Below are 23,330 nucleotides of genomic sequence, written 5' to 3'. Positions count from 1 at the left end.
CTTGAAATAGAAAAAAGGCCGCTACAGCGGCCTTTTTAGTTTATATTAAGCGCTAAATTACTTAGCGTCTAAAAAGCTTTTTAGTAAATCTGAGCGAGAAGGGTGGCGTAATTTACGCAGTGCCTTCGCTTCTATTTGACGAATACGCTCACGTGTTACATCAAACTGCTTACCTACTTCTTCTAAGGTGTGGTCGGTATTCATATCAATACCAAAGCGCATACGAAGTACTTTTGCTTCACGCGCTGTTAAGCCGGCTAGTACATCGTTAGTTGCACCACGAAGCGACTCCATTGTTGCCGAATCGATTGGCGAATCAATGGTGGTATCTTCGATAAAGTCACCTAAGTGCGAATCTTCATCATCACCGATTGGTGTTTCCATCGAAATTGGCTCTTTAGCAATTTTAAGTACCTTACGGATTTTATCCTCAGGCATCATCATGCGTTCAGCTAATTCTTCTGGATTTGGCTCACGACCCATTTCTTGTAACATTTGACGAGAGATACGGTTAAGCTTATTAATCGTTTCGATCATATGTACCGGAATACGGATAGTTCTTGCTTGGTCGGCAATAGAGCGAGTAATTGCTTGACGTATCCACCACGTAGCATAAGTAGAGAACTTATAACCACGACGGTATTCAAACTTATCTACCGCTTTCATCAAGCCAATATTACCTTCTTGGATTAAATCCAAGAACTGTAAACCACGGTTTGTGTATTTTTTAGCAATTGAGATTACAAGACGTAAGTTAGCTTCAACCATTTCTTTTTTCGCACGGCGCGCTTTTGCTTCACCAATACTCATACGACGGTTAATGTCTTTAATACGCTCTATGCTTAAACCAGTTGTTTGCTCAATAATAGATAGCTTATTGATACAACGAATTATTTCAGGTTTAACTTCTTCAAGTTTAGCTGAGTATTTTTCGTTGTTTGAAATTTCTAAATCAACCCACGAAGGATCTGTTTCGTTATTAGCAAAGTGCTTAACGAATGCTTTCTTAGGTAGCTTAGCAATTTGTACAGCTTGTTTCATGATTAGACGTTCTTGAACACGAACGCGGTCCATCATTTCGCGCATGTTGTTAACCATGCGATCAAACTGTTTAGGAATTAGCTTGAAGGTTCTGAAAAGCTCACCAATTTCAAAAATAGCGGCTTGTGAGTCAGGATGCGAACGACCTTTAGCTTCAAACGTATCACGTGCTTTATTATATAAATCACGTAAGTTTTCAAAATGAATGCGAGCTTCTTCAGGATCTGGGCCTGTATCTACTTCTTCTTCATCTTCATCATCGTCACTTTTGTCATCGTCTTCATCGTCGTCATCAAGTTGTTTTTCACTTAATTCTGAACCGATATTAGTTGCTGAAATTGGCGCTTCATCTTCGTTTGGATCAATGAAACCAACGATGATATCGCTTAGACGCATTTCTTCTGCTTCAAACTTATCCCACTGCTCTAGTAGGTAAGTGATTGCTTCAGGGTATTCAGCAACTGAAATTTGTACTTGGTTGATCCCTTCTTCAATACGCTTAGCGATAACAATTTCGCCTTCACGTGTAAGAAGTTCAACAGTGCCCATTTCGCGCATGTACATGCGAACCGGATCGGTAGTGCGGCCAATTTCTTTTTCTACCGTAGCAAGTGCAGCAGCGGCAGCTTCAGCTGCGTCTTCGTCTGTCGTTGTTTCTTGCATCATTAGTTCATCGGCATCAGGCGCGTTTTCGCTAACCTTAATACCCATGTCATTAATCATGCTTATGATATCTTCTACTTGATCTGAGTCAATTATGTCTTGTGGAAGGTGATCATTTACTTCTGCAAAAGTTAAGTAGCCTTGCTCTTTACCTTTTTGAATCAGAAGTTTTAATTGTGACTGAGGAGTTGGATCCATAGAGATTGTTTCTTCCACTCTGATAAGTTGATACAACAGGCGCCATCACTTGGTTTACATTAATGCCAACCAGAACAATGTGACGCAGTGAATAGCACAGTATAACATCCAAAACTAGATCTGACTAGCTGTTAGTCGCTTTTAACGCTGTCATTAGTAAATGACATTCTAGTCTTTCGTCGCTATTTAAACCTTGTGTCTTGTCTTTTATTAATAAGGTCTCTAGTCGATAATTTAAACACTGATCTTCAATAAATTTAAAAGTATTTTTAAAAACAGTCTCTAAACGCTCTTCATTTATTTCATGTTGCCAAGTAGCGAGCTTAATAAGAGGCTCATAATCGTCAGTATCTCTAAAAAATTCGAGTATCTGAGCCGTAGTGATAGTCTCTTTTTCAAGTGCTTGTTGCTGCAAGCGAAGCAATAAACCAATACCTGCAATGTTCATTTGTGCAAGTTCTGGCAAATAAGGAACACTTTTAGCTAGGTTTGGATGCTGAATTAAAATACCAATAGCCTGTCGCATTGGGGTTATTTTAAATTTTCGCTCAATAGAATGCTGTTGCTTTGGTGTTTTTAATCGATTATTAAGTTGTTCACGCGTGCGCCCAATTAGTCTGCCTAATTGCTCTAAAATATTTTCTTGGTAAAATTCACTCGGAATTTTTTCAATGAGCGGTAGGGCTGCACTGAGTAATTTTGCTTTACCCGAATCGAGTGTTAAATCAATTTCTTGGCTTAATTTGTTAAACATGACTTTAGTAAAGTCATCGGCTTCACTTAAACGCTGTTCGAATGCTTCTTTACCTTCTTTTTGCACTAATGAATCGGGATCTTCTCCATCAGGCAAAAATACAAAGTTCAATGCTTTACCGTCATTTAAGTAGGGGAGCGCATTTTCAAGTGCTCGCCAAGCTGCATCGCGTCCAGCTCGGTCGCCATCGTAACAACAAATGACCTTATCGGTCGTTCTAAATAACGTATGCATGTGTTCGCTTGTTGTGGCGGTTCCCAGTGCTGCAACAGCGTATTCAATCTCTTTTTCTGCAAGTGCAACAACATCCATGTAGCCTTCAACAATAAGAATGTGCTCTAACTTTTTGTGTGCTTGTTTAGCTTCATAAAGGCCATAAAGCTCAAACCCTTTATGAAAAATTCGAGTCTCTGGAGAGTTTAAATATTTAGGCCCTTGATCAGCTTGCATAACGCGACCGCCAAAGGCGACAACTCTGCCGCGTTTATCACGAATAGGAAACATTAAGCGGTCGCGAAAAAAGTCGAACTGCCTGCCTGGTGTTTTTTCTGAGGCGAGCTTTAATTCGACGAGTTGCTCTTTTTGTTCTTTATTACGGCCAAGTTGTAAACATAAGCCATCCCATTCACTAGGGGCGTAGCCAACCATAAACTTTTTAACGGTTTCTCCGCTCAGTCCTCGACCTTTAACATAGTCAATGACTGCGGCCGAGTTAGCGTGGTGCTTTAGTTGGTGCTGATAAAAGCGAGCTGTATGAAGCATCAAATCGTAATCTGAACGCTTTTGCGCAGCGGTACGTTCTGGCGCAGAGCTACCGCCTTGTTCGCGGGGCACGTCCAAGTTGAGCATGCTGGCAAGCTCTTCAATGGCATCAACAAACTCTAGTTTGTCGTATTCCATAACAAATGATATTGCGTTGCCATTCGCCCCACAGCCAAAGCAATGATAAAACTGTTTATCTTGCGATACCGTAAACGAGGGAGACTTTTCGTTATGAAAAGGGCAACACGCTTGATAGTCTTTACCGGCTTTTTTAAGCCCAACTTTAGAGTCTATCAGGTCGACAATATCGGTTCTGGCAAGTAAATCATCTATAAAACTTCGTGGGATCTTTCCAGCCATTAGTAAAATACAGTCCTGAAATATTAAGAAGAATAACGAAAGTGAAACTTAAAATTTATACTCGTAAGGTATAAATAATTGGATCTTAACTTATCAAAATGACGGCTAAATAAATAGAGTCAGTATGAATAATTTCATTTTTGAATATAGGCATAACGTTTACTTTTTAGTGACGTAAAAACAAAGAAACCGAGCACTAGGCTCGGTTTACTTCAATTATACTTTACGTATAGGGAGTGTTAGGCGGTTAATCTTTGCTTTATTAAACCAGAGATCTTACCCATATCGGCGCGACCTTCAGCTTTGCTTTTGATTATACCCATCACTTTACCCATGTCTTGCATACCTGCTGCGTTAGTATCAGCAATAGCCGCGTCAATGAGAGCAATTATTTCTTCGTCACTCAACTGTTGAGGTAAGAAGGTTTCAAGTGCTGTTATTTCATTGGCTTCAATTTCAGCTAAATCATCACGCCCAGCATCTTTGTACTGAGTGTAAGAGTCGCGACGTTGTTTAACAAGCTTCACTATAACGGAGGTAATACCTGCGTCGTCTAGTGTTATTTGCTCGTCAATCTCACGTTGCTTGATTGCAGCAAGTACCATGCGAATAGGGTTAAGACGTTGTTTGTCTTTAGCTCTCATCGCATCTTTTTGCGCATCTTTTAGCGTTATTAAAAGGCTCATTTATACAAGACCTAATGTATTAGTATAATTTAACGCGACGAGCGTTATCACGAGAAAGTTTTTTCATGTGACGCTTAACTGCTGCAGCTTTCTTACGCTTACGCTCAGCTGTTGGCTTTTCATAGTGCTCGCGACGACGAACTTCTGAAAGGATACCTGCTTTTTCACATGAACGCTTGAAGCGACGAAGTGCTACGTCAAACGGTTCGTTCTCTCTTACTTTAATTACTGGCATTAAAAATTCACCTACCTAAATTATGAGCGTTGCTCAAGTTGATCAAACATTGATCAAGTGGTTCAAAAATGGTGCGGTATTGTAATCCGAAGCAACACCACATGTAAAGGATAATATTAACAGAAACGCATAGTGTAAAACAGTATTAATTTAGCTGGCGTTGGTAGAGTCTACAAAATACTTGGCCTGCTTTTTTTTCTTTAATTAACAGCCAGTTACTAGGTGGTTTGAACGTATTTAGATCGCTCTCTACTTCGAGGTAAATTAGTGCTTCTTCGCTAAGCCAATTATTTATTTCTAATAAGTTACAGCTAGTTTGAGCTAAATTTTTGCGAAAAGGCGGGTCAACAAAAACAAGATCAAAAGGCGTATTACTATTTTTTTGTTCTAAAAATGAAAGAGAGTTAGTGTGCCTTACCTGTGCATTTTGTAATTTTAGTGTTGCTATGTTTTGCGCTAGCTGCTTTGCTGCACTTGGGTCAAGCTCTATAAAAATAGCAGTACTTGCAAAACGCGAAAGAGCTTCGAACCCCAACCCACCAGAACCTGCAAAACAATCTAGAACGTTAGCATCACGCGTGTCTTGCATTAACCAGTTAAATACTGTCTCTTTAATTCGGTCTGTAGTAGGACGTAAACCTTGTACGTCTTTTACTGGAAGCTTTCGGCCGCGAAATTGCCCACTTATCACTCTAATAAAGCCATCAGTAGATTTGGTAATTGCTTTATTTTTAGTTGTTTTATTTCTCATTTAGCTCACTAAAAAATGGTATCTGGGATCTAGCTCAGATAATATTGTAGTAGATTACGTATAGCTTCATTTTTCAACCGCATTAAAAGTGTTACTATTGAACACTTATGTTTTGAATGGTTGTTTGGCTGGCAAAGTGTGTTGGCTCTTCCAAGCTATTTTCAAATTTTAGTTTATCAGATTTTTATAAGTGGTTATTAGCAAGTATGGCAAAAAAAAGTAAATTAATGTCTTGGCTCGGCTTTGGTAAGTCAGATAAAAAACAAGCCGAACAAAAAGCAGAGGCTGATAAACAACAAGCTTTAGCAGAGCAAGAAGCTAAACGCTTAGAAGAAGAACGCGTTGCCGCTGAAAAAGCCGAGCAAGAACGCGCTGCTGCAGAGCAAGCGGAAAAATTAGCAATAGAACGAGCAAATGCTGAGCTGTTAGCAAAAGAACAAGCGGAAGCCGAGCAGCAGAGAGTGGAGCAACAAAATCGCCTTGCAGAGCAAGCTGAAGCGCAGCGTTTAGAACAAGAACGTATTGCAGCACGGCAAGCAGAGGCGCAGCGTTTAGAACAAGAACATATTGCAGCACAGCAAGCAGAATCGCAGCGCATAGAGCAAGAACATATTGCAGCACAGCAAGCAGAATCGCAGCGCATAGAGCAAGAACGCATTGCAGCAGAGCAAGCAGAAGCGCAGCGCATAGAGCAAGAACGCATTGCAGCAGAGCAAGCAGAAGCACAGCGCATAGAGCAAGCAGAAGCACAGCGTTTAGAGCAAGAACGCATTGCAGCAGAGCAAGCAGAAGCACAGCGCATAGAGCAAGAACGCATTGCAGCAGAGCAAGCAGAAGCACAGCGTTTAGAGCAAGAACGCATTGCAGCAGAGCAAGCAGAAGCGCAGCGCATAGAGCAAGAACGCATTGCAGCAGAGCAAGCAGAGGCGCAGCGTTTAGAGCAAGAACGCATTGCAACAGAGCAAGCAGAAGCGCAGCGCTTAGAACAAGAACGTGTTGCAGCAGATCAAGCAGAGGCGCAGCGCATAGAACAAGAACGTATTGCAGCAGAGCAAGCAGAAGCGCAGCGCTTAGAACAAGAGCGTATTGTAGCAAAGCAAGCTAAGAAAGAAGAAAAGCCTAAGAAAGAAGGCTTTTTTTCACGTCTTAAAAAAGGATTACTAAAAACCCGCGTTAACATTGGCGCAGGGTTCTCGTCTATTTTTAGTGGTAAAAAAATAGATGATGACCTTTTTGAAGAGCTTGAAACTCAATTATTGACGGCTGATTTAGGCGTAGATACCACCATGAAGTTAATCGATAGATTAACGGACGGTGCAAATAGAAAGCAGCTTAAAGATGGTGATGCTTTATATGAGTTAATGAAGCAAGAAATGGCAGCGATGCTAAAGACTGCTGAACAGCCATTAACAATACCAGCAGAAAAAAAACCGTTTGTGATTTTAATGGTAGGCGTAAATGGGGTTGGTAAAACAACTACGATTGGTAAGCTCGCTAAGCAATTCCAAAATGAAGGTAAGTCGGTCATGCTTGCTGCGGGTGACACTTTTAGAGCCGCTGCGGTTGAACAACTTCAAGTATGGGGTGAGCGCAATAGTATTCCAGTTATAGCACAGCATACCGGCGCCGATAGTGCATCGGTGGTATTTGATGCTTTTCAGGCCGCAAAAGCGCGTAATGTCGATGTGTTAATTGCTGATACAGCAGGTCGTCTGCAAAATAAAGATAATTTGATGCAAGAGCTTGAGAAAATAGCTCGTGTAATGAAAAAAATAGATCCTGATGCACCGCACGAGGTGATGCTAACAATAGATGCAGGTACAGGGCAAAATGCGATTAGCCAAGTAAACTTGTTTAACCAATGTGTAGGTTTAACGGGTATTACTTTGTCAAAACTTGATGGTACAGCAAAAGGTGGGGTTATTTTTGCTGTAGCTGATAAGTTTAACATTCCAATTCGTTATATTGGTGTTGGTGAAGGTATTGATGATTTGCGTTCATTTAAAAGCGATGACTTTATTGATGCATTATTTAGCCAAGATGAGGACGACGCTTAATTTACCAAGAAGGGAGCTTGCTCCCTTCTTAATTGCGAGGAATACCAATTGCATTAACACTTTAATGAGGTTGGCATAATAAAAAATGATAAATTTTCAGCAAGTAAGTAAAACCTATCCAGGGGGGCATCGTGCCCTCGAAAAAGTTAATTTTCATATAAAACCTGGCGAATTGGCCTTTTTGACAGGCCATAGTGGTGCGGGTAAAAGTACACTTTTAAAGCTTATCAGCTTAATGGAACGTCCATCTGCTGGTAACGTATTTATTAATGGTGTTGATTTAAATAAAGTTAACTCGCGACAAATCCCTTACGCTCGCCGAGATATTGGTATTATTTTTCAAAACCATCGATTATTAGAGCGATACACTGTATTTGATAATGTTGCGCTACCGCTGATCATCGAAGGTACTCATCGTAATCAAATTGCAAAGCGTGTTCATGGTGCGCTCGATAAAGTGGGTTTAATCGATAAAGTTAAATGTCATCCATCTATGTTGTCGGGTGGTGAGCAACAGCGAGTCGGTATTGCACGCGCTATTGTTAATTCTCCGCCAATTTTACTTGCCGATGAGCCAACGGGTAACTTAGATCCTGAACTATCAATGGAAATACTTAAATTATTTGAAGACTTTAATAAGCATGGTACAACCGTACTTATTGCTACCCATGACTTAGGCCTTGTTGCACGCATGAAGTATAGGAGCTTAACGTTAAAGGATGGCAGAATGCTTGAAGATCCATTAGCGCAGGGGGCATTATGAGTTTACTGTTTAAAAGCCGCCAAAACAAAAACGAAAAACAAAAAAAATCATTTATTTCAAATAGCTACTTTTTTATCGTTAATATTTTTCGCCAAGGGATTCATAGCCTGGGTGAAATGTGGCGTACACCACTGGCATCTATGATGACAATTGCGGTACTTGGATTAAGCTTAACGCTTCCTGCCACACTTTACTTAGTGGTTAAAAATGTCCAGCAAGTAAGTAGTGGCTTTGAAGAGGCTAGTGAAATATCGTTATTTGTAAAACAAACAATGACGAAACAAGAAACAGCGACGCTAGTTAAGCGCCTAGCCTTATATCCTGAAGTAGAGAGTGTAACGTTTATTTCAAAACAGCAAGCATTAAAAGAATTTCAGGAAGTGTCAGGTTTTGGGCAAGCGCTAGAATATTTAGATAGCAATCCATTACCCGATGTTGTGCTAGTTACACCTACTAAGCGGCACCGCCAGCCTAATGCCGCCAAGGTACTTATGACTAAGTTAGAAGCGGAACGTGAGGTTGATTTTGGCAAACTTGATATAGCCTGGTTAGAGCGCTTAAATGCATTGCTTAGCTTGCTAAAAGAAAGTGTAATAACCATTACCTTATTATTATTAACGTCTGTAACTCTCATAATAGGTAATACTATTCGCCTATCGATTATGGATAAAAAAGAAGAAATACAAGTAATGAAACTTGTAGGTGCTACAAATACGTTTATACACGCACCATTTTTATGGACTGGTATTTGGTATGGCGTTATTGGTGGATTATTTGCTTTTATATCAGTTGCATTGATGATGTGGTGGCTTTCTTCAGCCGTAAACAGTGTGGCTGGTGTGTATCAAACTAACTTTTTACTCATTGGTTTAACGCTTAGCGAATTTGGCTTTTTAGTTTTACTTGCTACAAGTTTGGGGTTTGTTGGCTCTTACTTATCTGTAAATCGATACATTAAAGAAATAGAGCCGGACAAAGTGTAATACGCACCTATATAGCTCGCTGTTAATCAAGCGAGCTATATAGGTTATGCTATTGGCGCTTTATTCGCTTCAAAGTAAACTTTGTGAATATACATTTAACTTTATAAGCGTGTTTATCTCTTCCTCATTCGCGCAAGCTAATACAAGTGAACTAACTCAATGCTTAGCGCGTATGTTATTGGGTTAGGTTGTTCAGGTCCTATAAAAACTGTCACATTTATCTACTACCCTCCTTATCAAGCATGAATTGTAAATAGAGTGAAAAACTGACGTTAATCACCTGCAATCCCTTAATTCATCGCTTATTCAGTCGCTTATAGTAGACTTCAATAACGCTAAAAAACCGCTTGATTTATACTTTAAAAAAGTTTTAAATTGGGGTTAGCACTCTTCAGGAAAGAGTGCTAAGATGGTTTCAAATGTTTATCACCGAGGTGAAAAATGAGTAAAGATTTATACGCAATGGCACTTACAGTTGGACAACAAAGCGCAAGCATGGATGGCTACCTTCAAGCGGTCAGCACAATCCCTATGCTTAAAGTTGAAGAAGAGCAAGAACTTGCTAAAAAACTTCAGGAAGAAGGTGATCTTAGTGCTGCAAAGCAACTCATTATGTCGCATTTGCGCTTTGTAGCGCATATAGCTAAAAGCTACTCGGGATACGGCTTGCCACAAGCTGACCTTATTCAAGAAGGCAATATAGGCCTGATGAAAGCGGTTAAACGTTTCGACCCAAGCGTGGGTGTTCGTTTAGTATCGTTTGCAGTGCATTGGATTAAAGCCGAAATACACGAATTTGTTCTTAAGAACTGGCGTATAGTTAAAGTAGCTACTACAAAAGCACAGCGTAAATTGTTTTTTAATCTTCGTAAAAATAAAAAGCGTTTAGGCTGGTTTAACCAAGCAGAGGTTAGCACTGTTGCTAGTGAGCTGGGTGTAAGCGAAAAAGAAGTGCGTGAAATGGAATCTCGTATGAGCGGTCAAGATATGGGCTTTGACTTAACGGGTGATGATAACGATGACGCACCAACAAGCACTTATTCACCGGTACAATATTTAACGGATGGTTCTGCTGATTTAGCTGATGACATTGAACAGCAACAATGGCAAGAACAGTCTCATACTCGTTTGTTTAGTGCACTTAAAACACTAGATGAACGTTCACAAGATATTGTAAGTGCGCGCTGGTTGTCTGATGATAAAGCAACACTGCAAGAGCTTGCTGAAAAATACAGTGTATCTGCTGAGCGTGTTCGCCAGCTTGAAAAAACAGCAATGAAAAAGTTACAAAGCGCTATGAGCTGATACGTTCTAAAAGCGTAATATTTTTAAAAGCCCTGCATTAAAATGCAGGGCTTTTTTGTTGAAAATTTATGCGCATTCATGTAGGTTCTAGTGATTATAAAAAAGCTTTAAAAGGATATTTGGCTTTGAATTACTACTTAATGTCGTTAATTATCGCCCTAGGAGTGATTATTAGCATTGGGCATGACCCAGACTATTACGAAGTAAACTACATCTTAATCCCTGCTTTTTTGCTCACTATATTTGGCTTTATATATAGATTAACTAATAAGAAGATATTTGGCTTTGTAGCAATGCTTGGCTTTATTTTTTTTTGTGCCTATTGGCCTGATAGGTATCTACGCAATAAGAAACATGATGGATGATCATGCTAAATTACTATTCAAAAGGACACTGAAAAATGACAACAGAAACCATCGATAAACCTACAGGTATTATTAAAGTTGATAAAGGAAAACTGCAAATACAATTATATGTAGGTATATTAATTTTACCTTTAGCCTTCTTTATACCAATGGCTGCATTTTATGGTGTACTACTCATTACTATGTATTTTGTTAATAGCAATATTGAAGTGGTTAGGTTTTATTCTAAATATTCAGAGGTTAAACAAGGCTTAATTCGTTCACGTTGGTTAATAGCTAATAGCGCGGTTGTAAGTGCAAAAAAGCTAGATGAACACATAGTTCTTACATTGATGGAAGATGAAAAGCTAAAAACACGAAAAATAACACTGAAACCAATTAGTGAAGACGGCCAAAAGAGTATTTTGAAATACTATCAGGCACAAGCAAAAAAGAATAAGTACCCTATTTAATTATCGCGCGCTAATCGTTTTCCCTTGAGCTTGCGCTAACTGAATATATTTACGCTGTACTAACTGAGAAACAGGTACTAACTCATAGCCTTGTTGAGTAAGCTCAGGCAGGGCTTTACGTAAAAAAGCAATGGTCTCAGGATAAGGGTGAGCAATGGCAATGGCAAAATTGTGATCTGTTGCTTTTTGTTTAAGTTCATCGAGCCTAAACTGAAGTTGATCTGCTGTTGTTATGTTGTCCAAAAAAACATGGCGACCAATATTTTCAACCCCAAAAAAGTTTGCAGCATTTTGCGCCTGGCTTAAGCCAGTTGTTCGGCTATCTAAAAAGTACAACTCGCGCTTTTTAAGTACTTCCATTGTCCATTTCATGGCTTGGCTTTGCTGAGTTAATGCAGAGCCCATATGATTATTAACACCTCTAACTTGCGGTAAACTTGCTAGTGCTGTTCCTAGCGTTTGTTGAAGTTGAGCTTTGTCCATATCAAGAGTAAGCGCACCAGGCCCTAGTGCTTTGCCGTTAAGTGCCTGCATAGGCACATGTAAAAGCAGCTCTTTATTTGCTTTGCTAGCACGTGTTGCAAAAACTTGCGAATAGGGTGTGTGGGGCAAAATTGAATAGGTCAATTGCCCAGGTAAGGTTAAAAACTCTAAGTCTCTTTGGTGGTAGCCTATATCATCAATAACTATCGCTATTTGTTTAGCATTAGCGCTAAAGCAAGCAATACATACACTGAAAAAAAGCCACATCCGTATTTTTTTGTTAATAGTATTCACGTTTATAATTTTTATTATCTTTTTATGCCCAGTAACGCTCAAACAAAATAGATTACTGCATACTGAGTAATTGTTTTGCTTTAACTAACTGTAAATCAGCTAAGGTGTTAACAAGCTGGTGTTGATTATTTTTTACTTGCTCATTTTTTATTATAACGGCTTTATTGTTTTGTGGAAGTGTTGTTTGATTAATCGTCACATCGGGCTTTATTCCAACGCCATCTATTGATTCACCAGAAGGTGTAAAATACTTTGCGGTAGTGAGTTTTAAAGCGGTATTGCCATCACCTAATGGTATAAGTGATTGCACTGACCCTTTTCCAAAAGATTGGCTTCCAACCACTTTTGCCCTGTTGTTGTCTTTTAAGGCGCCGGCCAAAATTTCGGCCGCAGAGGCTGAATTTTCATTAATAAGTACAACAATTGAGGCGCCTTTGAGTATGTCGCCCCTTTTAGCATAAAAGGCTTGGTTAGCGTCAAAGTATCTGCCTTTCGTTGTTACTATAGTTCCGCTTTCTAAGAATAAATCAGAGACGGCAATCGCACTTTTAAGGGTGCCTCCGGGGTTGTCACGTAAATCAATTACAAGCCCTAATAATGGATAATCATAATTATTTTGCATCGCTGCAATTTGCAGTGCAACTTCGTGTAGCGTGTAATTAGAAAAACTATTGATAGCTAAATAGCCAATGCCGGACTCTAAAACTTCACTGGTTACACTCTCTAATTGTATTTGCGTACGAGCTACGTTAAATGACAAAACTTCTGGGCTTTCATTTCGCTTAACGGTGAGATTAATTGTTGTAAATTTATTTTCTTTTATTAAAGTTGCGACTTCGCTAACGCTGAGTAAATTAACCGTTTTTTGATTAACACTAACAATAATATCGCCAGCTAAAATACCTGCTTCTTTCGCTGGTGAGTTATTTACCACGTTAACTATTTTTATGTCAGTATCGACCTTTTTTACTTCAATACCTAAGCCCGTATATTGGCCATTGGTATTATCAAATAAGGCATCGAGCTCGTGTTCGTTAAGGTATTTAGAGTAGGGGTCTAGCTTTGAGTATAAGCGCTCAAACTGTTTGTTGTTGTATTGCACATAATGGCTGTTTTGAAGATCTAAATCGTCAACATAATAGGCGTGTATGTTAAATAAAATTTCATCTATTTGTTGGCTTTTAAGGTTTTTTACTGAGCTGGCAAATGCATTGTTAAGTACTAAAGTAAAGGTGAATAAAAGCAGGCTGAAAACATAGCCTGCTTTTTTAAATGCGGGTATTACATTGTTGTTTTTCATCAGCTACTCCTCAGCGGAGCAGCGGTTTATTCAATTAAATACGTCTGCACCATTTTACGGGATTTACTGCGCGTCCTTTGTGTCGTATTTCAAAGTATAGACCAGAACTTGCCTGTCCGCCGCTTTGGCCAACCAACGCTAAAGTTTCGCCTTGGCGTACCATGTCACCTACGTCTCTCAGTAGTGTTTGTGCATGGCCGTATAGGCTCATAAATCCTTCACCATGATCGACTACAATTACCCAGCCATAACCTTTTAACCAATCTGCAAATACAACTTGGCCATTGTGCACGCTATTAACATTTTCGCCTTCTTTAGCGCCAATTAGCACGCCTTTCCAATCAATGCCGCCATGTTTTCGTTGGCCAAATTTGTGTTTTAACTTACCTTTACTAGGCCAGTTTAATTTGCCTTTATTTTTATTGAGGCCAAGTAATTCTATTTTTTTTGTTTTTTCTTTTTCTAATTCTTCAATTGTATTAACAAGGGTTTGTTGGTTTTCTTTTAAGTAATCGATAGAACTTTTAGTGCTCGTAAGCTGAGCTTGAAGATTCCTAAGGTTAGCTTGGCGTTCACTTTGTGCATTTACTAAGGCTGTTTGGCGCCTTTTTTGCTCGTCGTATAAAGCTAAAAGTTTTTCTTTTGTTTTATTGAGTGCAACTTGGTTTAACGCGATTTGTTGTTTAAGTTCTTTTAATTCTTCTATCTGTTCAATTCGTGCTTTGTTTAGGTAATTATAATAGCTCAGTGTTCGCTCAAATTGCGCTGTGTTTTCTTGATTCAGCAACATTTTAGAGTAGTCATCACCACCTGCCATGTAAGCGCTTTTAAGTTGCGCTCCTAGAATACGTTGAAATTCGATGTGTTTTTTATCGAGTTCATCAGCTTTTTTTTGTTGTTGATTTTGCTGTTGTTGGGTTTCTTTAACAGACTGCTCAGCCATATTAAGTGCTTTAGCGTTTTTAGCTATTTCAAGCTCATGGCTTTTAAGATTTTTTTGAAGTTGAGATATTTTTTTTCGTTGTTGATTATACTCAGATTGGCTTTGTTCAAGTGCTTGTTTCACCTGTGAGAGATCTTTTTTAGTGCGATCTTCATTGGCAACTGCTGATGCAGTCACCAATGAGGCGAGTATTAAGCCGCACTTAAAGTATCGGTTAACACGTTTAATCATGGGTTATTTCAACGTCATGATAGGTGTGCCAGTCATTTCACTTGGCTGCTCCATGCCCATTAAGTGCAGCATAGTAGGGGCAACATCACTTAATGCTTTACCTTCAGATGGTGTCGCATCGCGACCAACATAAATAAAGGGCACCGGTTCACTTGTATGCGCGGTATGTGCTTGGCCCGTTTTAAGGTTAGCCATTTGTTCTGCATTACCATGATCGGCTGTGATCAACGCTTCACCGCCAAATTCGTTCAATGCATCAACTACACGGCCAATACAGGTGTCAACGGCTTCACAAGCTTTTACAGCGGCATCAAATACACCTGAGTGGCCAACCATATCGCCATTGGGGTAATTACATATAATGGCGTCGTATTTCCCGCTTTTAATTGCTTCTATGAGCTTATCAGTTAGCATTTCTGAGTTCATTTCCGGTTGCAAGTCGTAGGTAGCCACTTGCGGTGAAGGGATTAATTCACGCGTTTCACCTTCAAATTCGTCCTCACGTCCGCCGCTAAAAAAGAAGGTAACGTGTGCGTATTTTTCTGTTTCAGAAATACGCAGTTGTGTTTTCCCTTGTTTTTCAAGCCATTCCCCTAATACGTTAGTAAGAGGCGTTGGGCCAAATGCAACGGGTGCGTCTATATCGGCTGCATATTCTGTCATCATGACAAATGCGCTTAGAGCGGGGGATTTTTTCTTGGTAAAGCCGTCAAACTCAGGCTCAACAAAGGCGCGTGTAATTTCACGTGCCCGGTCTGCCCTAAAGTTTGCAAAAATAACGGTGTCGCCGTCATTAATTTGCGCAGCTTTTCTACCTGCTGGTGTAATGGTTGTAGGAGCAACAAACTCGTCGTTTTCGTCGCGCTCATAAGCTGCATTTAATGCGGTTACGCCATCGCTGTAGTTAAACTCTCCAATGCCAGAGGTCATTACGTCATAGGCTTTTTCTACACGATTCCAGCGGTTATCTCTATCCATTGCATAATAACGACCAACCAGTGTTGCTAGTCGACCACATTCAAGTTTTGCAAACAACGCTTCTATACGTTCAATCGATTCTTTGGCACTACGCGGTGGTGTATCACGACCATCCAAAAATGCATGAAAATAGACTTCCTTAGCACCGCGTTTTGCAGCCAGCTCTATGCTTGCAACAATGTGATCTTCATGACTATGAACGCCACCCGGGCTCAATAACCCCATAACATGAACGGCTTTGCCGGCATTAACTGCTTTATCAATGTTATCAACAAGTGCAGGGGTTGAGTCAAATTCACCGTCATTTATTGCTTTTGTGATTCGAGTAAAGTCTTGGTATACAACACGTCCTGCACCTAAATTAACATGCCCAACTTCAGAATTACCCATTTGTCCATCAGGAAGACCTACATCAAAACCAGATGCTGAAATTAATGTGCGAGGGCGAGATGCCCATAAGTTATCTAACACGGGGGTATTCGCTGCTAGTATTGCATTGCTTTGCTCGTCTTCACGATATCCCCAACCGTCTAAAATCATTAATACCAGTGGTTTTTTATGTTCAGTCATAGTCACTCCTAAAAGTTAGCACCTGTTTTGCTTTAGCATACCGTGTTTTGTTACTTGAATCAGCATACAAAACAGCATATTAATTTTTTTCACTTAATTGAATATCGTATTGATGCTGATGTGCGGTTAATAACCTTTATATGGGGTGTTTTTCCTCCTTTTAAACTCTGTGTAAACTCGCATTTTAAGTTGGTTTGGGTATACTTGCGTGGCTAAAGTCTAAAATGTCTAAAACATTGCGTTTTAGGATGTAATTTATAGTGGAAGTCGAATGGATCAATATATTGAATTTATAAGCAATCACCCTATCTTAAGCCTTGCTTGGGTTGGTATTGTTTTTCTTATTGTCAGTGGTTGGATAAAAAGTAAATTTTCAGCTATTCGTCAAATAAACCCTCAGCAACTAACGCTACTTGTTAACCGTGAAGATGGTCAAGTAGTGGATATGCGCGCACAAAAAGAGTTTACGTCTGGCCGTATTTCGGGTGCTGAACACTTAAGCCCTGAAAATGCCAAAAAATCTGACTTTTCAGGCCTTGAAAAGTACAAGACTAAACCCATTATATTGGTATGTACTACAGGTATGACAGCCCAAGGCACGGCCACAGCAATGCATAAAGCTGGTTTTGAACAGGTTTATGTATTAGCGGGCGGAATGGGTGCATGGCAATCTGCTAGCTTACCAACGATAACAGGTCGCTAATCTCGTTTAGCTAAACCGATAGAGGATTTATTATGAGTAACGTTGTTTTATACACCAAGGCATATTGTCCATTTTGTCAGCGCGCTATGGCGCTTTTAAAAAGCAAAGGCGTTGAATTCACTAATTTTGATATTGGTGTACAACCTGAACTTCGCGATGAAATGATTACTAAAGCCGGTGGCGCAAGCACTGTACCGCAAATTTTTATTAATGATGAACATATCGGTGGCTGTGACGACATGATGGCTATTGAGGCTCAAGGTAAACTTGACGCTAAGCTTAACGCTTAATTTAATTATAATAACGAACAAGTTAGGAATAACAATGAACGAAGAAACTCAAAACGCAGCAGCGGCACAAGACGCAGGCGCACAATTTACTATTCAACGCATTTACACTAAAGACGTGTCGTTTGAAACGCCAAACTCTCCGGCAATTTTTCAAAAAGAATGGACGCCAGAAGTTAAGCTAGACCTAGATACTCGCTCTAACAAGTTAGACGAAGGTGTATTTGAAGTTGTTTTAGCATTAACTGTGACAGCATCAATTGGCGAAGAAACTGCGTTTTTATGTGAAATTCAACAAGCGGGTATTTTTACTATTGCTGAGGTTGAAGAAGTACAGCTTGCTCATATGCTAGGTGCATTTTGTCCTAACGTATTGTTCCCATATGCACGTGAAGCGGTATCTAACCTAGTTAACCGTGGCACTTTCCCACAGTTAAACCTTGCGCCAGTAAACTTTGACGCATTGTTTGCACAGTATATGCAACAACGTACTGCGCAAGCTGACCAGGTTACAGCAGACGCATAACTTATGAGTACAGCAACTTCAGCTGTTACTGTATTGGGGGCGGGGTCTTATGGCACCGCCCTTGCTATTTGTTTAGCCCGAAATGGTCATAAAGTGACGCTTTGGGGACGCAATAGCGACGACGTTGCTACGCTTGCAGCTGAGCGGAAAAATCAACGTTACTTACCAGATGCACCCTTCCCAGACTCTCTAGTACTAGAAGCCGATTTACAACGCGCAGTTGCATGCAGTGCTATTGTGCTTGTTGTTGTGCCAAGCCATGCATTTGGCGACACACTTGCGCAAATAAAACCTGCATTGCAAATCGATGCTAAAGTCGCGTGGGCGACTAAAGGCCTTGAGCCAAATACGGGGCGTTTATTACAAGAAGTTGCGCAGCAAGAGTTGGGTGATGAAATCGCACTTGCGGTACTTTCGGGTCCTACATTTGCGAAAGAAATGGCAATGGGTTCACCAACAGCTATTTCTGTTTCGTCTACCTCACCTGAGTTTGCACAACAATTGGCTGATTTACTGCATTGTGGTCGTTCATTTCGAGTGTATAACAATGACGATTTTATTGGCATACAGCTAGGTGGTGCGGTTAAAAACGTAATTGCTATTGGCGCGGGTATTTCAGATGGTGTAGGTTTTGGAGCCAATGCTCGCACAGCCTTGATCACACGAGGTCTTGCTGAACTGACTCGGTTAGGTTGCGCTCTAGGCGCAAAGCCAGAAACCTTTATGGGAATGGCAGGCCTTGGCGATTTAATTTTAACCTGTACCGATAACCAATCACGCAATCGTCGTTTTGGTTTAGCACTGGGTAAAGGTGAAAGTGTTGAAGCTGCAATTGAGTCGATAGGTCAAGTAGTCGAAGGCTTTAGAAACACCAAAGAAGTGTATTTACTTGCCCAGCGTGCAGGCGTTGAAATGCCTATCACTGAACAGATTTACAAAGTACTTTATGAAAATAAAGATATGAAAGCTGCTGCCATGGCATTGTTAGGCAGAGAGCAACGATCAGAATAGTATTCACTACTGTGATAAAAACTAAAAAAACCGACATCATGTCGGTTTTTTTGTCAGCTTTAATAATACGCGTATTACTGCGCGTTAGGAAAGCCCAGCTGTCGCCATGATTCGTAAACAAATACAGCGACTGCGTTTGATAGGTTCATGCTTCGGCTATTTGGTTGCATTGGGATACGCACGCGCTGCTCGTTTGGTAGAGCTTGAATCATCTCATCGGGTAGCCCGCGTGTTTCTGGACCAAATACTAGACAGTCGCCGGGTTCGTAACATGCTTCATGATGAAATTGGCTGCCTTTGGTTGTACATGCATACACTTTTTTCGGTTTACATTTTTCAAGATATGCTTCAAATGACGCATGACGCTGAACATGGCTGAATTCGTGGTAATCAAGGCCTGCACGCTTTACACGTTTGTCGTCCCACTCAAACCCTAAAGGCTCAATTAAATGCAGCGAAAAGCCGGTATTTGCACAAAGGCGGATAATATTCCCTGTGTTTGGTGGAATTTCAGGTTGGTATAAAACAATATCCAGCATAATTAGCCTTTTAATAATGGTATTTGACGAAAGCAGTATACACGAAACCCTTAAAAAAAATGATATACTCAAGGTATTGAATACTCTTTTTAGCGGATGAAATTGTGCATAACCGCAGTTACGAATTTTGGGTTAAGGCCTCTAGTATTATTACTATGGTAATGGTGAGTTTAATGATTGGGGCAAAGGCATGGGCCTGGCTTGCTTCAGGCTCTGCTTCAATGCTTGGCTCCTTAACAGACTCATTAATGGACATTACCGCTACATTTATGAGTTTTTTAGTTTTAGGCTACGCACTGCGCCCAGCCGATGATGATCATCGGTTTGGCCACGGTAAAGCCGAGGCATTAGCAGGGCTTGGGCAAGCTGCGTTTATTGCTGGCTCGGGCTGTTTACTGGCATTTCATGGTGTTGAGCGCTTATTTAACCCTATAGAGCTTACACATTCATTATTAGGTGTATGGGTAAGTGCTTTTGCAATTGCATGTACTCTGGTCATTGTTTTTGTACAAACTAAGGTTATTCAGCATACCGAGTCGATTGCTATAAAAGCAGATTCGGTGCATTACAAAGGTGATTTGATTTTAAACGCTGCTGTTTTAATTGCGATTGCTCTATCTTATTACGGAATGATGTATGCCGATCCTATTTTTGCAATAGGGGTAGCAGGTTACTTACTTTATAACAGTTGGGATATTGCAAGAGATAGTGCCGATCATTTAATGGATAAAGAACTCCCAGACGATGAAAAGCAAAGCATTTTTGATATTGCTAAAGAGCACAGCGATGTGCATGGCGTACACGGGATCCGTACTCGCCAGGGGGGGAAAATTAAGTTTATTCAAATGCATTTAGAGCTTGATGACCATTTAAGTCTAATACGAGCCCATACTGTGGCTGATGAGGTTGAAGCGATGATTGGTGCTCGTTTTGAATCTGAGGTTGATATACTAATCCACCTTGACCCGCTTTCTGTTTTAACTAAGCCGTCACCGACTCACAAAACTTATACAGACTCTTAAGCACTGGCTGGCGTACTTCATCACATTCAAAGAATAGTTCGTGCTTGGCGTCAGCAAAGCTTTCTAGGGTAATATTCGCGTACTTATTAGCTAGTCTATAGTGCGCTTCATTATCGACAACTACATCGTTTTTTGCGCTTGCAATATAAAGTGGAATATCAACAGTAAGCTCATCTATTGATGATAAAAAAGTAAAGGTTGAATTTAGCCACCCATAAGTAACCCCGCCAAGTTGTAGCAAAGGCTCCTCATTATATGTTTGCCTAAATAGGCTGTAGCGTAATTCGCAACTTGTTAATACGTTTAAAGGGAACTCTTCTGGGGTGTAGTCGGTTTGCCCAAGGGCATAGCTAAACTGAAAACCAAGACGCACGGCATTACTTGCAATTATTCGGGCTAAAGGCTTTGGAATACCTTTGGTGTGTATATCGAACATTGGGGCTGATAAAAACGCACCGCTAAAACTATGCTCATAGTTTGCCAAATAATCAAATGCAATTGCACCTCCCATTGAGTGGCTCACTAATAGCTTTTTACCTTGCCAAACGGTGTCGACTATTTGGGTGTTAAATAAATTAAGGTCGGCACTGTAGTCACCAAAATTATTTACATAGCCCTTATGTTTATTTTTTAAATAGCGGTAAGAGCGACCCTGTCCTTGGTGGTCAACAATAAAAACAGCAAAATTATTAGTATAAAGCTCCCATAACAACTCTTTGTATTTATCGAGCCCTTCGATTCTGCCTGAGCTAATAACTATGGCAACATGAGCTTTATCTGGCTGGGCATGCGCATAAAATAACTGCCCATTAGGCGTATTTAAATACGCTTTAACTAATGTGTTTTGATAAAAATCATTAATGGCTGATTGGTTACCTTTAAGCTCGCGCTCACTACTATAAAACATGGTTTACTCTTTGATTATTGGCAGTGTGATATTAGCACACAAGCCGCCCTGATCTTTGTTCGATAAAACTAAGGTGCCATTATGAGCTGTAATTGCATTTTTTGCGATAGCTAAGCCTAAACCGGTTCCACCACTGACTCTATCTCTTGCATCAGACTGCCTAAAAAACGGCTCACATAGCTTATCAAGCTGGTTATTTGGAACGCCTGGGCCATCATCACATATTTCAATATGCACGGCATCACCATGCGATAGTTTTATACTTATTGTGTTATTTGCATATTTAATGGCATTACGAAGTAGGTTTTCAAGCGCGCTGGCAATCAGGGCTTCATCGCAGCTAATGGTTACGCTTGCATCGCCTGTTATTGTTAACTGCTTATCATATTGTTTTGCTTCAAATTTTGCATCGTTTAAAACATGTTCAACAATAACGTTTAGTGATTGCTTTTGCATTGCAAGGGTTTGGCTTTTTGCTTCTAAACGAGACACTTGAAGCACATCAGCAATCATTTGATCGAGTTGATTAGCCTCTTTTTCTATTCGTAATAAATAAGACTGACTTGCTTCATTTGCTTGCATTTGTGCAAGGCCTGTTGCCATTTTTAAGCGAGTAAGTGGCGAACGTAACTCATGGGATATATCAGCAAGCAAGCGTTTTTGTGAGCTTATTAATAGTTCTAGCTGGTTTGCCATACTGTTAAAGTCTCGACCAAGTACCCCTAGCTCATCTTTTCTATTAGTTGAAATAGCAGCACGTGCGCTTAAATTGCCAGAAGATAGTTTTATAGCTGCTTTTTTAAGGCTGTTAATTGGTGCAATTAAGTTACGACTAAACAAAAAGCTCAAAATTAAAGAGGCAATAATTGCAATAGATACTTTGATCCAGCCGGGCATTAGCTTTAAGCGTATAAACAGAGGTGGCTGATTGTTTATGTCTATTTCATATAAATAAAATACTCCTTCGGGGACGGTTAATTGAACTGGCCCAAAGGCTTGATATTGCTCAGTGAAAACAATTTGCGGTGGCATGTTTTTGGTAAAATTAAGAAGGCTTAGGTCTATGTTTATAGGTGTTTCTTTATTAGTAAAAGAAATATCAGATTGCTCAGCGCTTAAATATAAAAGCTTACGTTTAGATAAGCGTGGATGCGAAAGAATACTCTCAAGCGAACGTTTATGCTTATATGCAGAGCGCTCAATGCTTCTTGCGGTATAAGCTAGGTTTTTTTCCATCGGGCCATGTAAGGGTTCATTACTTACTAAGTTCAGTACACTGATATTACTTAAAAAAACAAGCGCAGTAACGGTGCCAATAATGGTTAGCCAAAACCAAACAAATATTTTAAAAAATAAATAATGCCTAGGGTGCTTAAGCCAAGATAAAGCGCCTGATTTACTCGCCTTGGATGAAAACATAACCGCTGCCTCGCATTGTTTTAATTCGTTCTGTTTTAATGTGCTCTGCTATTTTTTTTCGGATATTACTTACATGCATATCAATAGAGCGGTCGAACGATGCTAAACGCCTGCCTAGCACTTCTTCACTAATTTGCTCTTTACTAACAACTTGGCTGGCGTTTTTACACAAAAGTGCCAGTATTTCGTACTCTGTGCCAGTAAGCGTGAGAGTATTTTCATCAATAGAGGCTTCTCGTGCTGCAAGGTTAATAGTTACACCATTTACAAGCAGCTTATTAGTTGTGTTGATATTTAAGCTGTTTATATGCTCTATACGACGTGTAATCGCTTTTACGCGGGCAAGTAACTCTCTGTGATTAAATGGTTTTGGTATGTAATCATCCGCACCGAGCTCTAATCCAAAAATACGATCAAAGTCTTCACCTTTAGCTGTAAGCATAATAACTGGGGTGAGTTTGGTTTGCCTAAGTTGTTTTAGAACTTCAAAGCCATCTAGCGTAGGTAGCATGACATCAAGCAATATTAATGCGTAGTCGTTTGCCTGTGCTAACTTTAGGCCTTGTTCGCCGTCGTGTACGCTTTGTATTTCAAACCCTTGGCTTGAAAGGTATTCGCTTAGTAACTCACAAAGACCCGTATCGTCGTCAATCATTAATAGTTTCATTTACAAACCCTTAGGCAATATTTCATTTCTTTATTTTACGCCCTTAATTGCTCAAAAGTGAATCTTTACACAACC

At 40.0% G+C, this 23,330-nt stretch carries 24 protein-coding genes; 11 read left to right on the top strand and 13 right to left on the bottom strand.

All coding sequences use genetic code 11. The features are described 5' to 3' along the window. Positions 1–57: 57 nt before the first annotated feature. The 5 genes from rpoD to rsmD form a co-directional block, all read right to left on the bottom strand. Entirely contained in the window at positions 58–1,902 is a 1,845-nt protein-coding gene (rpoD, locus tag MTP24_RS14035; protein ID WP_006794813.1) for an RNA polymerase sigma factor RpoD, read from the bottom strand. A gap of 124 nt (positions 1,903–2,026) precedes the next feature. Continuing rightward, positions 2,027–3,778 (bottom strand): DNA primase, encoded by a 1,752-nt coding sequence (gene dnaG, locus MTP24_RS14030; RefSeq protein ID WP_008128763.1) that lies wholly within the window; start codon positions 3,776–3,778, stop codon positions 2,027–2,029. Positions 3,779–4,017: 239 nt separating this feature from the next. Continuing rightward, complete coding sequence (locus MTP24_RS14025) at positions 4,018–4,464, bottom strand: GatB/YqeY domain-containing protein (protein WP_006794811.1); 447 nt, start codon at positions 4,462–4,464, stop codon at positions 4,018–4,020. Between the two features lie 19 nt (positions 4,465–4,483). Further along, positions 4,484–4,699 (bottom strand): 30S ribosomal protein S21, encoded by a 216-nt coding sequence (rpsU, locus tag MTP24_RS14020; protein ID WP_002957797.1) that lies wholly within the window; start codon positions 4,697–4,699, stop codon positions 4,484–4,486. A gap of 145 nt (positions 4,700–4,844) precedes the next feature. Then, entirely contained in the window at positions 4,845–5,450 is a 606-nt protein-coding gene (gene rsmD / locus MTP24_RS14015) for a 16S rRNA (guanine(966)-N(2))-methyltransferase RsmD (protein ID WP_243531756.1), read from the bottom strand. Positions 5,451–5,656: 206 nt separating this feature from the next. Between rsmD and ftsY the strand changes: the two genes are divergently transcribed. The 6 genes from ftsY to MTP24_RS13985 all read left to right on the top strand — a co-directional run bounded on the left by ftsY (position 5,657) and on the right by MTP24_RS13985 (position 11,375). Then, the gene (gene ftsY / locus MTP24_RS14010) at positions 5,657–7,507 is read left to right on the top strand and encodes a signal recognition particle-docking protein FtsY (protein ID WP_243531752.1); all 1,851 of its coding nucleotides are present in this window, start codon (positions 5,657–5,659) and stop codon (positions 7,505–7,507) included. An 85-nt stretch (positions 7,508–7,592) separates the two neighbouring features. Then, positions 7,593–8,270 (top strand): cell division ATP-binding protein FtsE, encoded by a 678-nt coding sequence (gene ftsE, locus MTP24_RS14005; RefSeq protein WP_006794808.1) that lies wholly within the window; start codon positions 7,593–7,595, stop codon positions 8,268–8,270. Beyond that, positions 8,267–9,253: a permease-like cell division protein FtsX gene (ftsX, locus tag MTP24_RS14000; protein ID WP_243531749.1), complete on the top strand. Its 987-nt coding sequence runs from the start codon at positions 8,267–8,269 to the stop codon at positions 9,251–9,253. Before ftsE ends, ftsX begins: the two co-directional genes overlap by 4 nt. A gap of 441 nt (positions 9,254–9,694) precedes the next feature. Next, positions 9,695–10,558, top strand: a complete 864-nt coding sequence (rpoH, locus tag MTP24_RS13995; protein WP_008128777.1) for an RNA polymerase sigma factor RpoH — start codon at positions 9,695–9,697, stop codon at positions 10,556–10,558. A 68-nt stretch (positions 10,559–10,626) separates the two neighbouring features. Further along, positions 10,627–10,923 carry a hypothetical protein gene (locus MTP24_RS13990; protein ID WP_243531746.1) on the top strand — a complete coding sequence of 99 codons (297 nt, stop codon included), beginning with the start codon at positions 10,627–10,629 and terminating at the stop codon, positions 10,921–10,923. A 35-nt stretch (positions 10,924–10,958) separates the two neighbouring features. Next, the gene (locus MTP24_RS13985; protein WP_243531743.1) at positions 10,959–11,375 is read left to right on the top strand and encodes a hypothetical protein; all 417 of its coding nucleotides are present in this window, start codon (positions 10,959–10,961) and stop codon (positions 11,373–11,375) included. Here MTP24_RS13985 and MTP24_RS13980 read toward each other — a convergent pair whose 3' ends face one another. The 4 genes from MTP24_RS13980 to gpmM all read right to left on the bottom strand — a co-directional run bounded on the left by MTP24_RS13980 (position 11,376) and on the right by gpmM (position 16,174). Continuing rightward, on the bottom strand, positions 11,376–12,125 hold the full coding sequence (locus MTP24_RS13980; RefSeq protein WP_010556638.1) for a divergent polysaccharide deacetylase family protein: 750 nt from the start codon (positions 12,123–12,125) through the stop codon (positions 11,376–11,378). A 79-nt stretch (positions 12,126–12,204) separates the two neighbouring features. Next, entirely contained in the window at positions 12,205–13,452 is a 1,248-nt protein-coding gene (locus MTP24_RS13975) for a S41 family peptidase (RefSeq protein WP_243531741.1), read from the bottom strand. 34 nt (positions 13,453–13,486) lie between these two features. After that, positions 13,487–14,626 carry a peptidoglycan DD-metalloendopeptidase family protein gene (locus MTP24_RS13970; RefSeq protein ID WP_006794825.1) on the bottom strand — a complete coding sequence of 380 codons (1,140 nt, stop codon included), beginning with the start codon at positions 14,624–14,626 and terminating at the stop codon, positions 13,487–13,489. Between the two features lie 3 nt (positions 14,627–14,629). Continuing rightward, positions 14,630–16,174 (bottom strand): 2,3-bisphosphoglycerate-independent phosphoglycerate mutase, encoded by a 1,545-nt coding sequence (gpmM, locus tag MTP24_RS13965; protein WP_243531738.1) that lies wholly within the window; start codon positions 16,172–16,174, stop codon positions 14,630–14,632. Between the two features lie 271 nt (positions 16,175–16,445). Between gpmM and MTP24_RS13960 the strand changes: the two genes are divergently transcribed. Genes MTP24_RS13960 through gpsA form a run of 4 tightly spaced genes read left to right on the top strand, consistent with a single transcriptional unit; the run spans position 16,446 to position 18,701 of the window. Beyond that, positions 16,446–16,877, top strand: a complete 432-nt coding sequence (locus MTP24_RS13960; protein ID WP_243531735.1) for a rhodanese-like domain-containing protein — start codon at positions 16,446–16,448, stop codon at positions 16,875–16,877. A 32-nt stretch (positions 16,878–16,909) separates the two neighbouring features. Further along, positions 16,910–17,167 (top strand): glutaredoxin 3, encoded by a 258-nt coding sequence (gene grxC / locus MTP24_RS13955; RefSeq protein WP_006794822.1) that lies wholly within the window; start codon positions 16,910–16,912, stop codon positions 17,165–17,167. Between the two features lie 34 nt (positions 17,168–17,201). Then, complete coding sequence (secB, locus tag MTP24_RS13950; protein ID WP_006794821.1) at positions 17,202–17,690, top strand: protein-export chaperone SecB; 489 nt, start codon at positions 17,202–17,204, stop codon at positions 17,688–17,690. Positions 17,691–17,693: 3 nt separating this feature from the next. Beyond that, a complete protein-coding gene (gpsA, locus tag MTP24_RS13945; RefSeq protein ID WP_243531731.1) occupies positions 17,694–18,701 on the top strand; it encodes an NAD(P)H-dependent glycerol-3-phosphate dehydrogenase in 1,008 nt (335 codons plus the stop codon). 74 nt (positions 18,702–18,775) lie between these two features. Here gpsA and trmL read toward each other — a convergent pair whose 3' ends face one another. Then, positions 18,776–19,240 (bottom strand): tRNA (uridine(34)/cytosine(34)/5-carboxymethylaminomethyluridine(34)-2'-O)-methyltransferase TrmL, encoded by a 465-nt coding sequence (gene trmL / locus MTP24_RS13940; protein WP_008128796.1) that lies wholly within the window; start codon positions 19,238–19,240, stop codon positions 18,776–18,778. A 155-nt stretch (positions 19,241–19,395) separates the two neighbouring features. On the opposite strand from trmL, the gene MTP24_RS13935 reads away from it, so the two are divergent. Next, positions 19,396–20,262 carry a cation diffusion facilitator family transporter gene (locus tag MTP24_RS13935; protein ID WP_243533731.1) on the top strand — a complete coding sequence of 289 codons (867 nt, stop codon included), beginning with the start codon at positions 19,396–19,398 and terminating at the stop codon, positions 20,260–20,262. On the opposite strand, the gene MTP24_RS13930 is transcribed toward MTP24_RS13935, so the two are convergent. Genes MTP24_RS13930 through MTP24_RS13920 form a run of 3 tightly spaced genes read right to left on the bottom strand, consistent with a single transcriptional unit; the run spans position 20,222 to position 23,255 of the window. Then, the gene (locus MTP24_RS13930; protein ID WP_243531729.1) at positions 20,222–21,169 is read right to left on the bottom strand and encodes an alpha/beta hydrolase; all 948 of its coding nucleotides are present in this window, start codon (positions 21,167–21,169) and stop codon (positions 20,222–20,224) included. The genes MTP24_RS13935 and MTP24_RS13930 overlap by 41 nt on opposite strands. 3 nt (positions 21,170–21,172) lie before the next feature. Beyond that, positions 21,173–22,588, bottom strand: coding sequence for an ATP-binding protein (locus MTP24_RS13925; protein ID WP_203985207.1), 1,416 nt, complete (start codon positions 22,586–22,588; stop codon positions 21,173–21,175). Beyond that, positions 22,566–23,255, bottom strand: coding sequence for a response regulator (locus tag MTP24_RS13920; protein ID WP_203985199.1), 690 nt, complete (start codon positions 23,253–23,255; stop codon positions 22,566–22,568). Before MTP24_RS13920 ends, MTP24_RS13925 begins: the two co-directional genes overlap by 23 nt. Positions 23,256–23,330: the final 75 nt, after the last annotated feature.

Source organism: Pseudoalteromonas sp. APM04 (assembly GCF_022809815.1).
GTDB classification, from domain to species: Bacteria; Pseudomonadota; Gammaproteobacteria; order Enterobacterales; family Alteromonadaceae; genus Pseudoalteromonas; species Pseudoalteromonas marina.
Note: the sequence above shows the minus strand (reverse complement) of the source record. Positions and strands in the feature narration are given on the sequence as shown.

Excerpts from the sequence above, each read along its gene's own strand:
- rpoD (WP_006794813.1), bottom strand. The coding sequence starts at position 1,902 with ATGGATCCAACTCCTCAGTCACAATTAAAACTTCTGATTCAAAAAGGT.
- dnaG (WP_008128763.1), bottom strand. The coding sequence starts at position 3,778 with ATGGCTGGAAAGATCCCACGAAGTTTTATAGATGATTTACTTGCCAGA.
- MTP24_RS14025 (WP_006794811.1), bottom strand. The coding sequence starts at position 4,464 with ATGAGCCTTTTAATAACGCTAAAAGATGCGCAAAAAGATGCGATGAGA.
- rpsU (WP_002957797.1), bottom strand. The coding sequence starts at position 4,699 with ATGCCAGTAATTAAAGTAAGAGAGAACGAACCGTTTGACGTAGCACTT.
- rsmD (WP_243531756.1), bottom strand. The coding sequence starts at position 5,450 with ATGAGAAATAAAACAACTAAAAATAAAGCAATTACCAAATCTACTGAT.
- ftsY (WP_243531752.1), top strand. The coding sequence starts at position 5,657 with ATGGCAAAAAAAAGTAAATTAATGTCTTGGCTCGGCTTTGGTAAGTCA.
- ftsE (WP_006794808.1), top strand. The coding sequence starts at position 7,593 with ATGATAAATTTTCAGCAAGTAAGTAAAACCTATCCAGGGGGGCATCGT.
- ftsX (WP_243531749.1), top strand. The coding sequence starts at position 8,267 with ATGAGTTTACTGTTTAAAAGCCGCCAAAACAAAAACGAAAAACAAAAA.
- rpoH (WP_008128777.1), top strand. The coding sequence starts at position 9,695 with ATGAGTAAAGATTTATACGCAATGGCACTTACAGTTGGACAACAAAGC.
- MTP24_RS13990 (WP_243531746.1), top strand. The coding sequence starts at position 10,627 with ATGCGCATTCATGTAGGTTCTAGTGATTATAAAAAAGCTTTAAAAGGA.
- MTP24_RS13985 (WP_243531743.1), top strand. The coding sequence starts at position 10,959 with ATGACAACAGAAACCATCGATAAACCTACAGGTATTATTAAAGTTGAT.
- MTP24_RS13980 (WP_010556638.1), bottom strand. The coding sequence starts at position 12,125 with ATGTGGCTTTTTTTCAGTGTATGTATTGCTTGCTTTAGCGCTAATGCT.
- MTP24_RS13975 (WP_243531741.1), bottom strand. The coding sequence starts at position 13,452 with ATGAAAAACAACAATGTAATACCCGCATTTAAAAAAGCAGGCTATGTT.
- MTP24_RS13970 (WP_006794825.1), bottom strand. The coding sequence starts at position 14,626 with ATGATTAAACGTGTTAACCGATACTTTAAGTGCGGCTTAATACTCGCC.
- gpmM (WP_243531738.1), bottom strand. The coding sequence starts at position 16,174 with ATGACTGAACATAAAAAACCACTGGTATTAATGATTTTAGACGGTTGG.
- MTP24_RS13960 (WP_243531735.1), top strand. The coding sequence starts at position 16,446 with ATGGATCAATATATTGAATTTATAAGCAATCACCCTATCTTAAGCCTT.
- grxC (WP_006794822.1), top strand. The coding sequence starts at position 16,910 with ATGAGTAACGTTGTTTTATACACCAAGGCATATTGTCCATTTTGTCAG.
- secB (WP_006794821.1), top strand. The coding sequence starts at position 17,202 with ATGAACGAAGAAACTCAAAACGCAGCAGCGGCACAAGACGCAGGCGCA.
- gpsA (WP_243531731.1), top strand. The coding sequence starts at position 17,694 with ATGAGTACAGCAACTTCAGCTGTTACTGTATTGGGGGCGGGGTCTTAT.
- trmL (WP_008128796.1), bottom strand. The coding sequence starts at position 19,240 with ATGCTGGATATTGTTTTATACCAACCTGAAATTCCACCAAACACAGGG.
- MTP24_RS13935 (WP_243533731.1), top strand. The coding sequence starts at position 19,396 with ATGGTAATGGTGAGTTTAATGATTGGGGCAAAGGCATGGGCCTGGCTT.
- MTP24_RS13930 (WP_243531729.1), bottom strand. The coding sequence starts at position 21,169 with ATGTTTTATAGTAGTGAGCGCGAGCTTAAAGGTAACCAATCAGCCATT.
- MTP24_RS13925 (WP_203985207.1), bottom strand. The coding sequence starts at position 22,588 with ATGTTTTCATCCAAGGCGAGTAAATCAGGCGCTTTATCTTGGCTTAAG.
- MTP24_RS13920 (WP_203985199.1), bottom strand. The coding sequence starts at position 23,255 with ATGAAACTATTAATGATTGACGACGATACGGGTCTTTGTGAGTTACTA.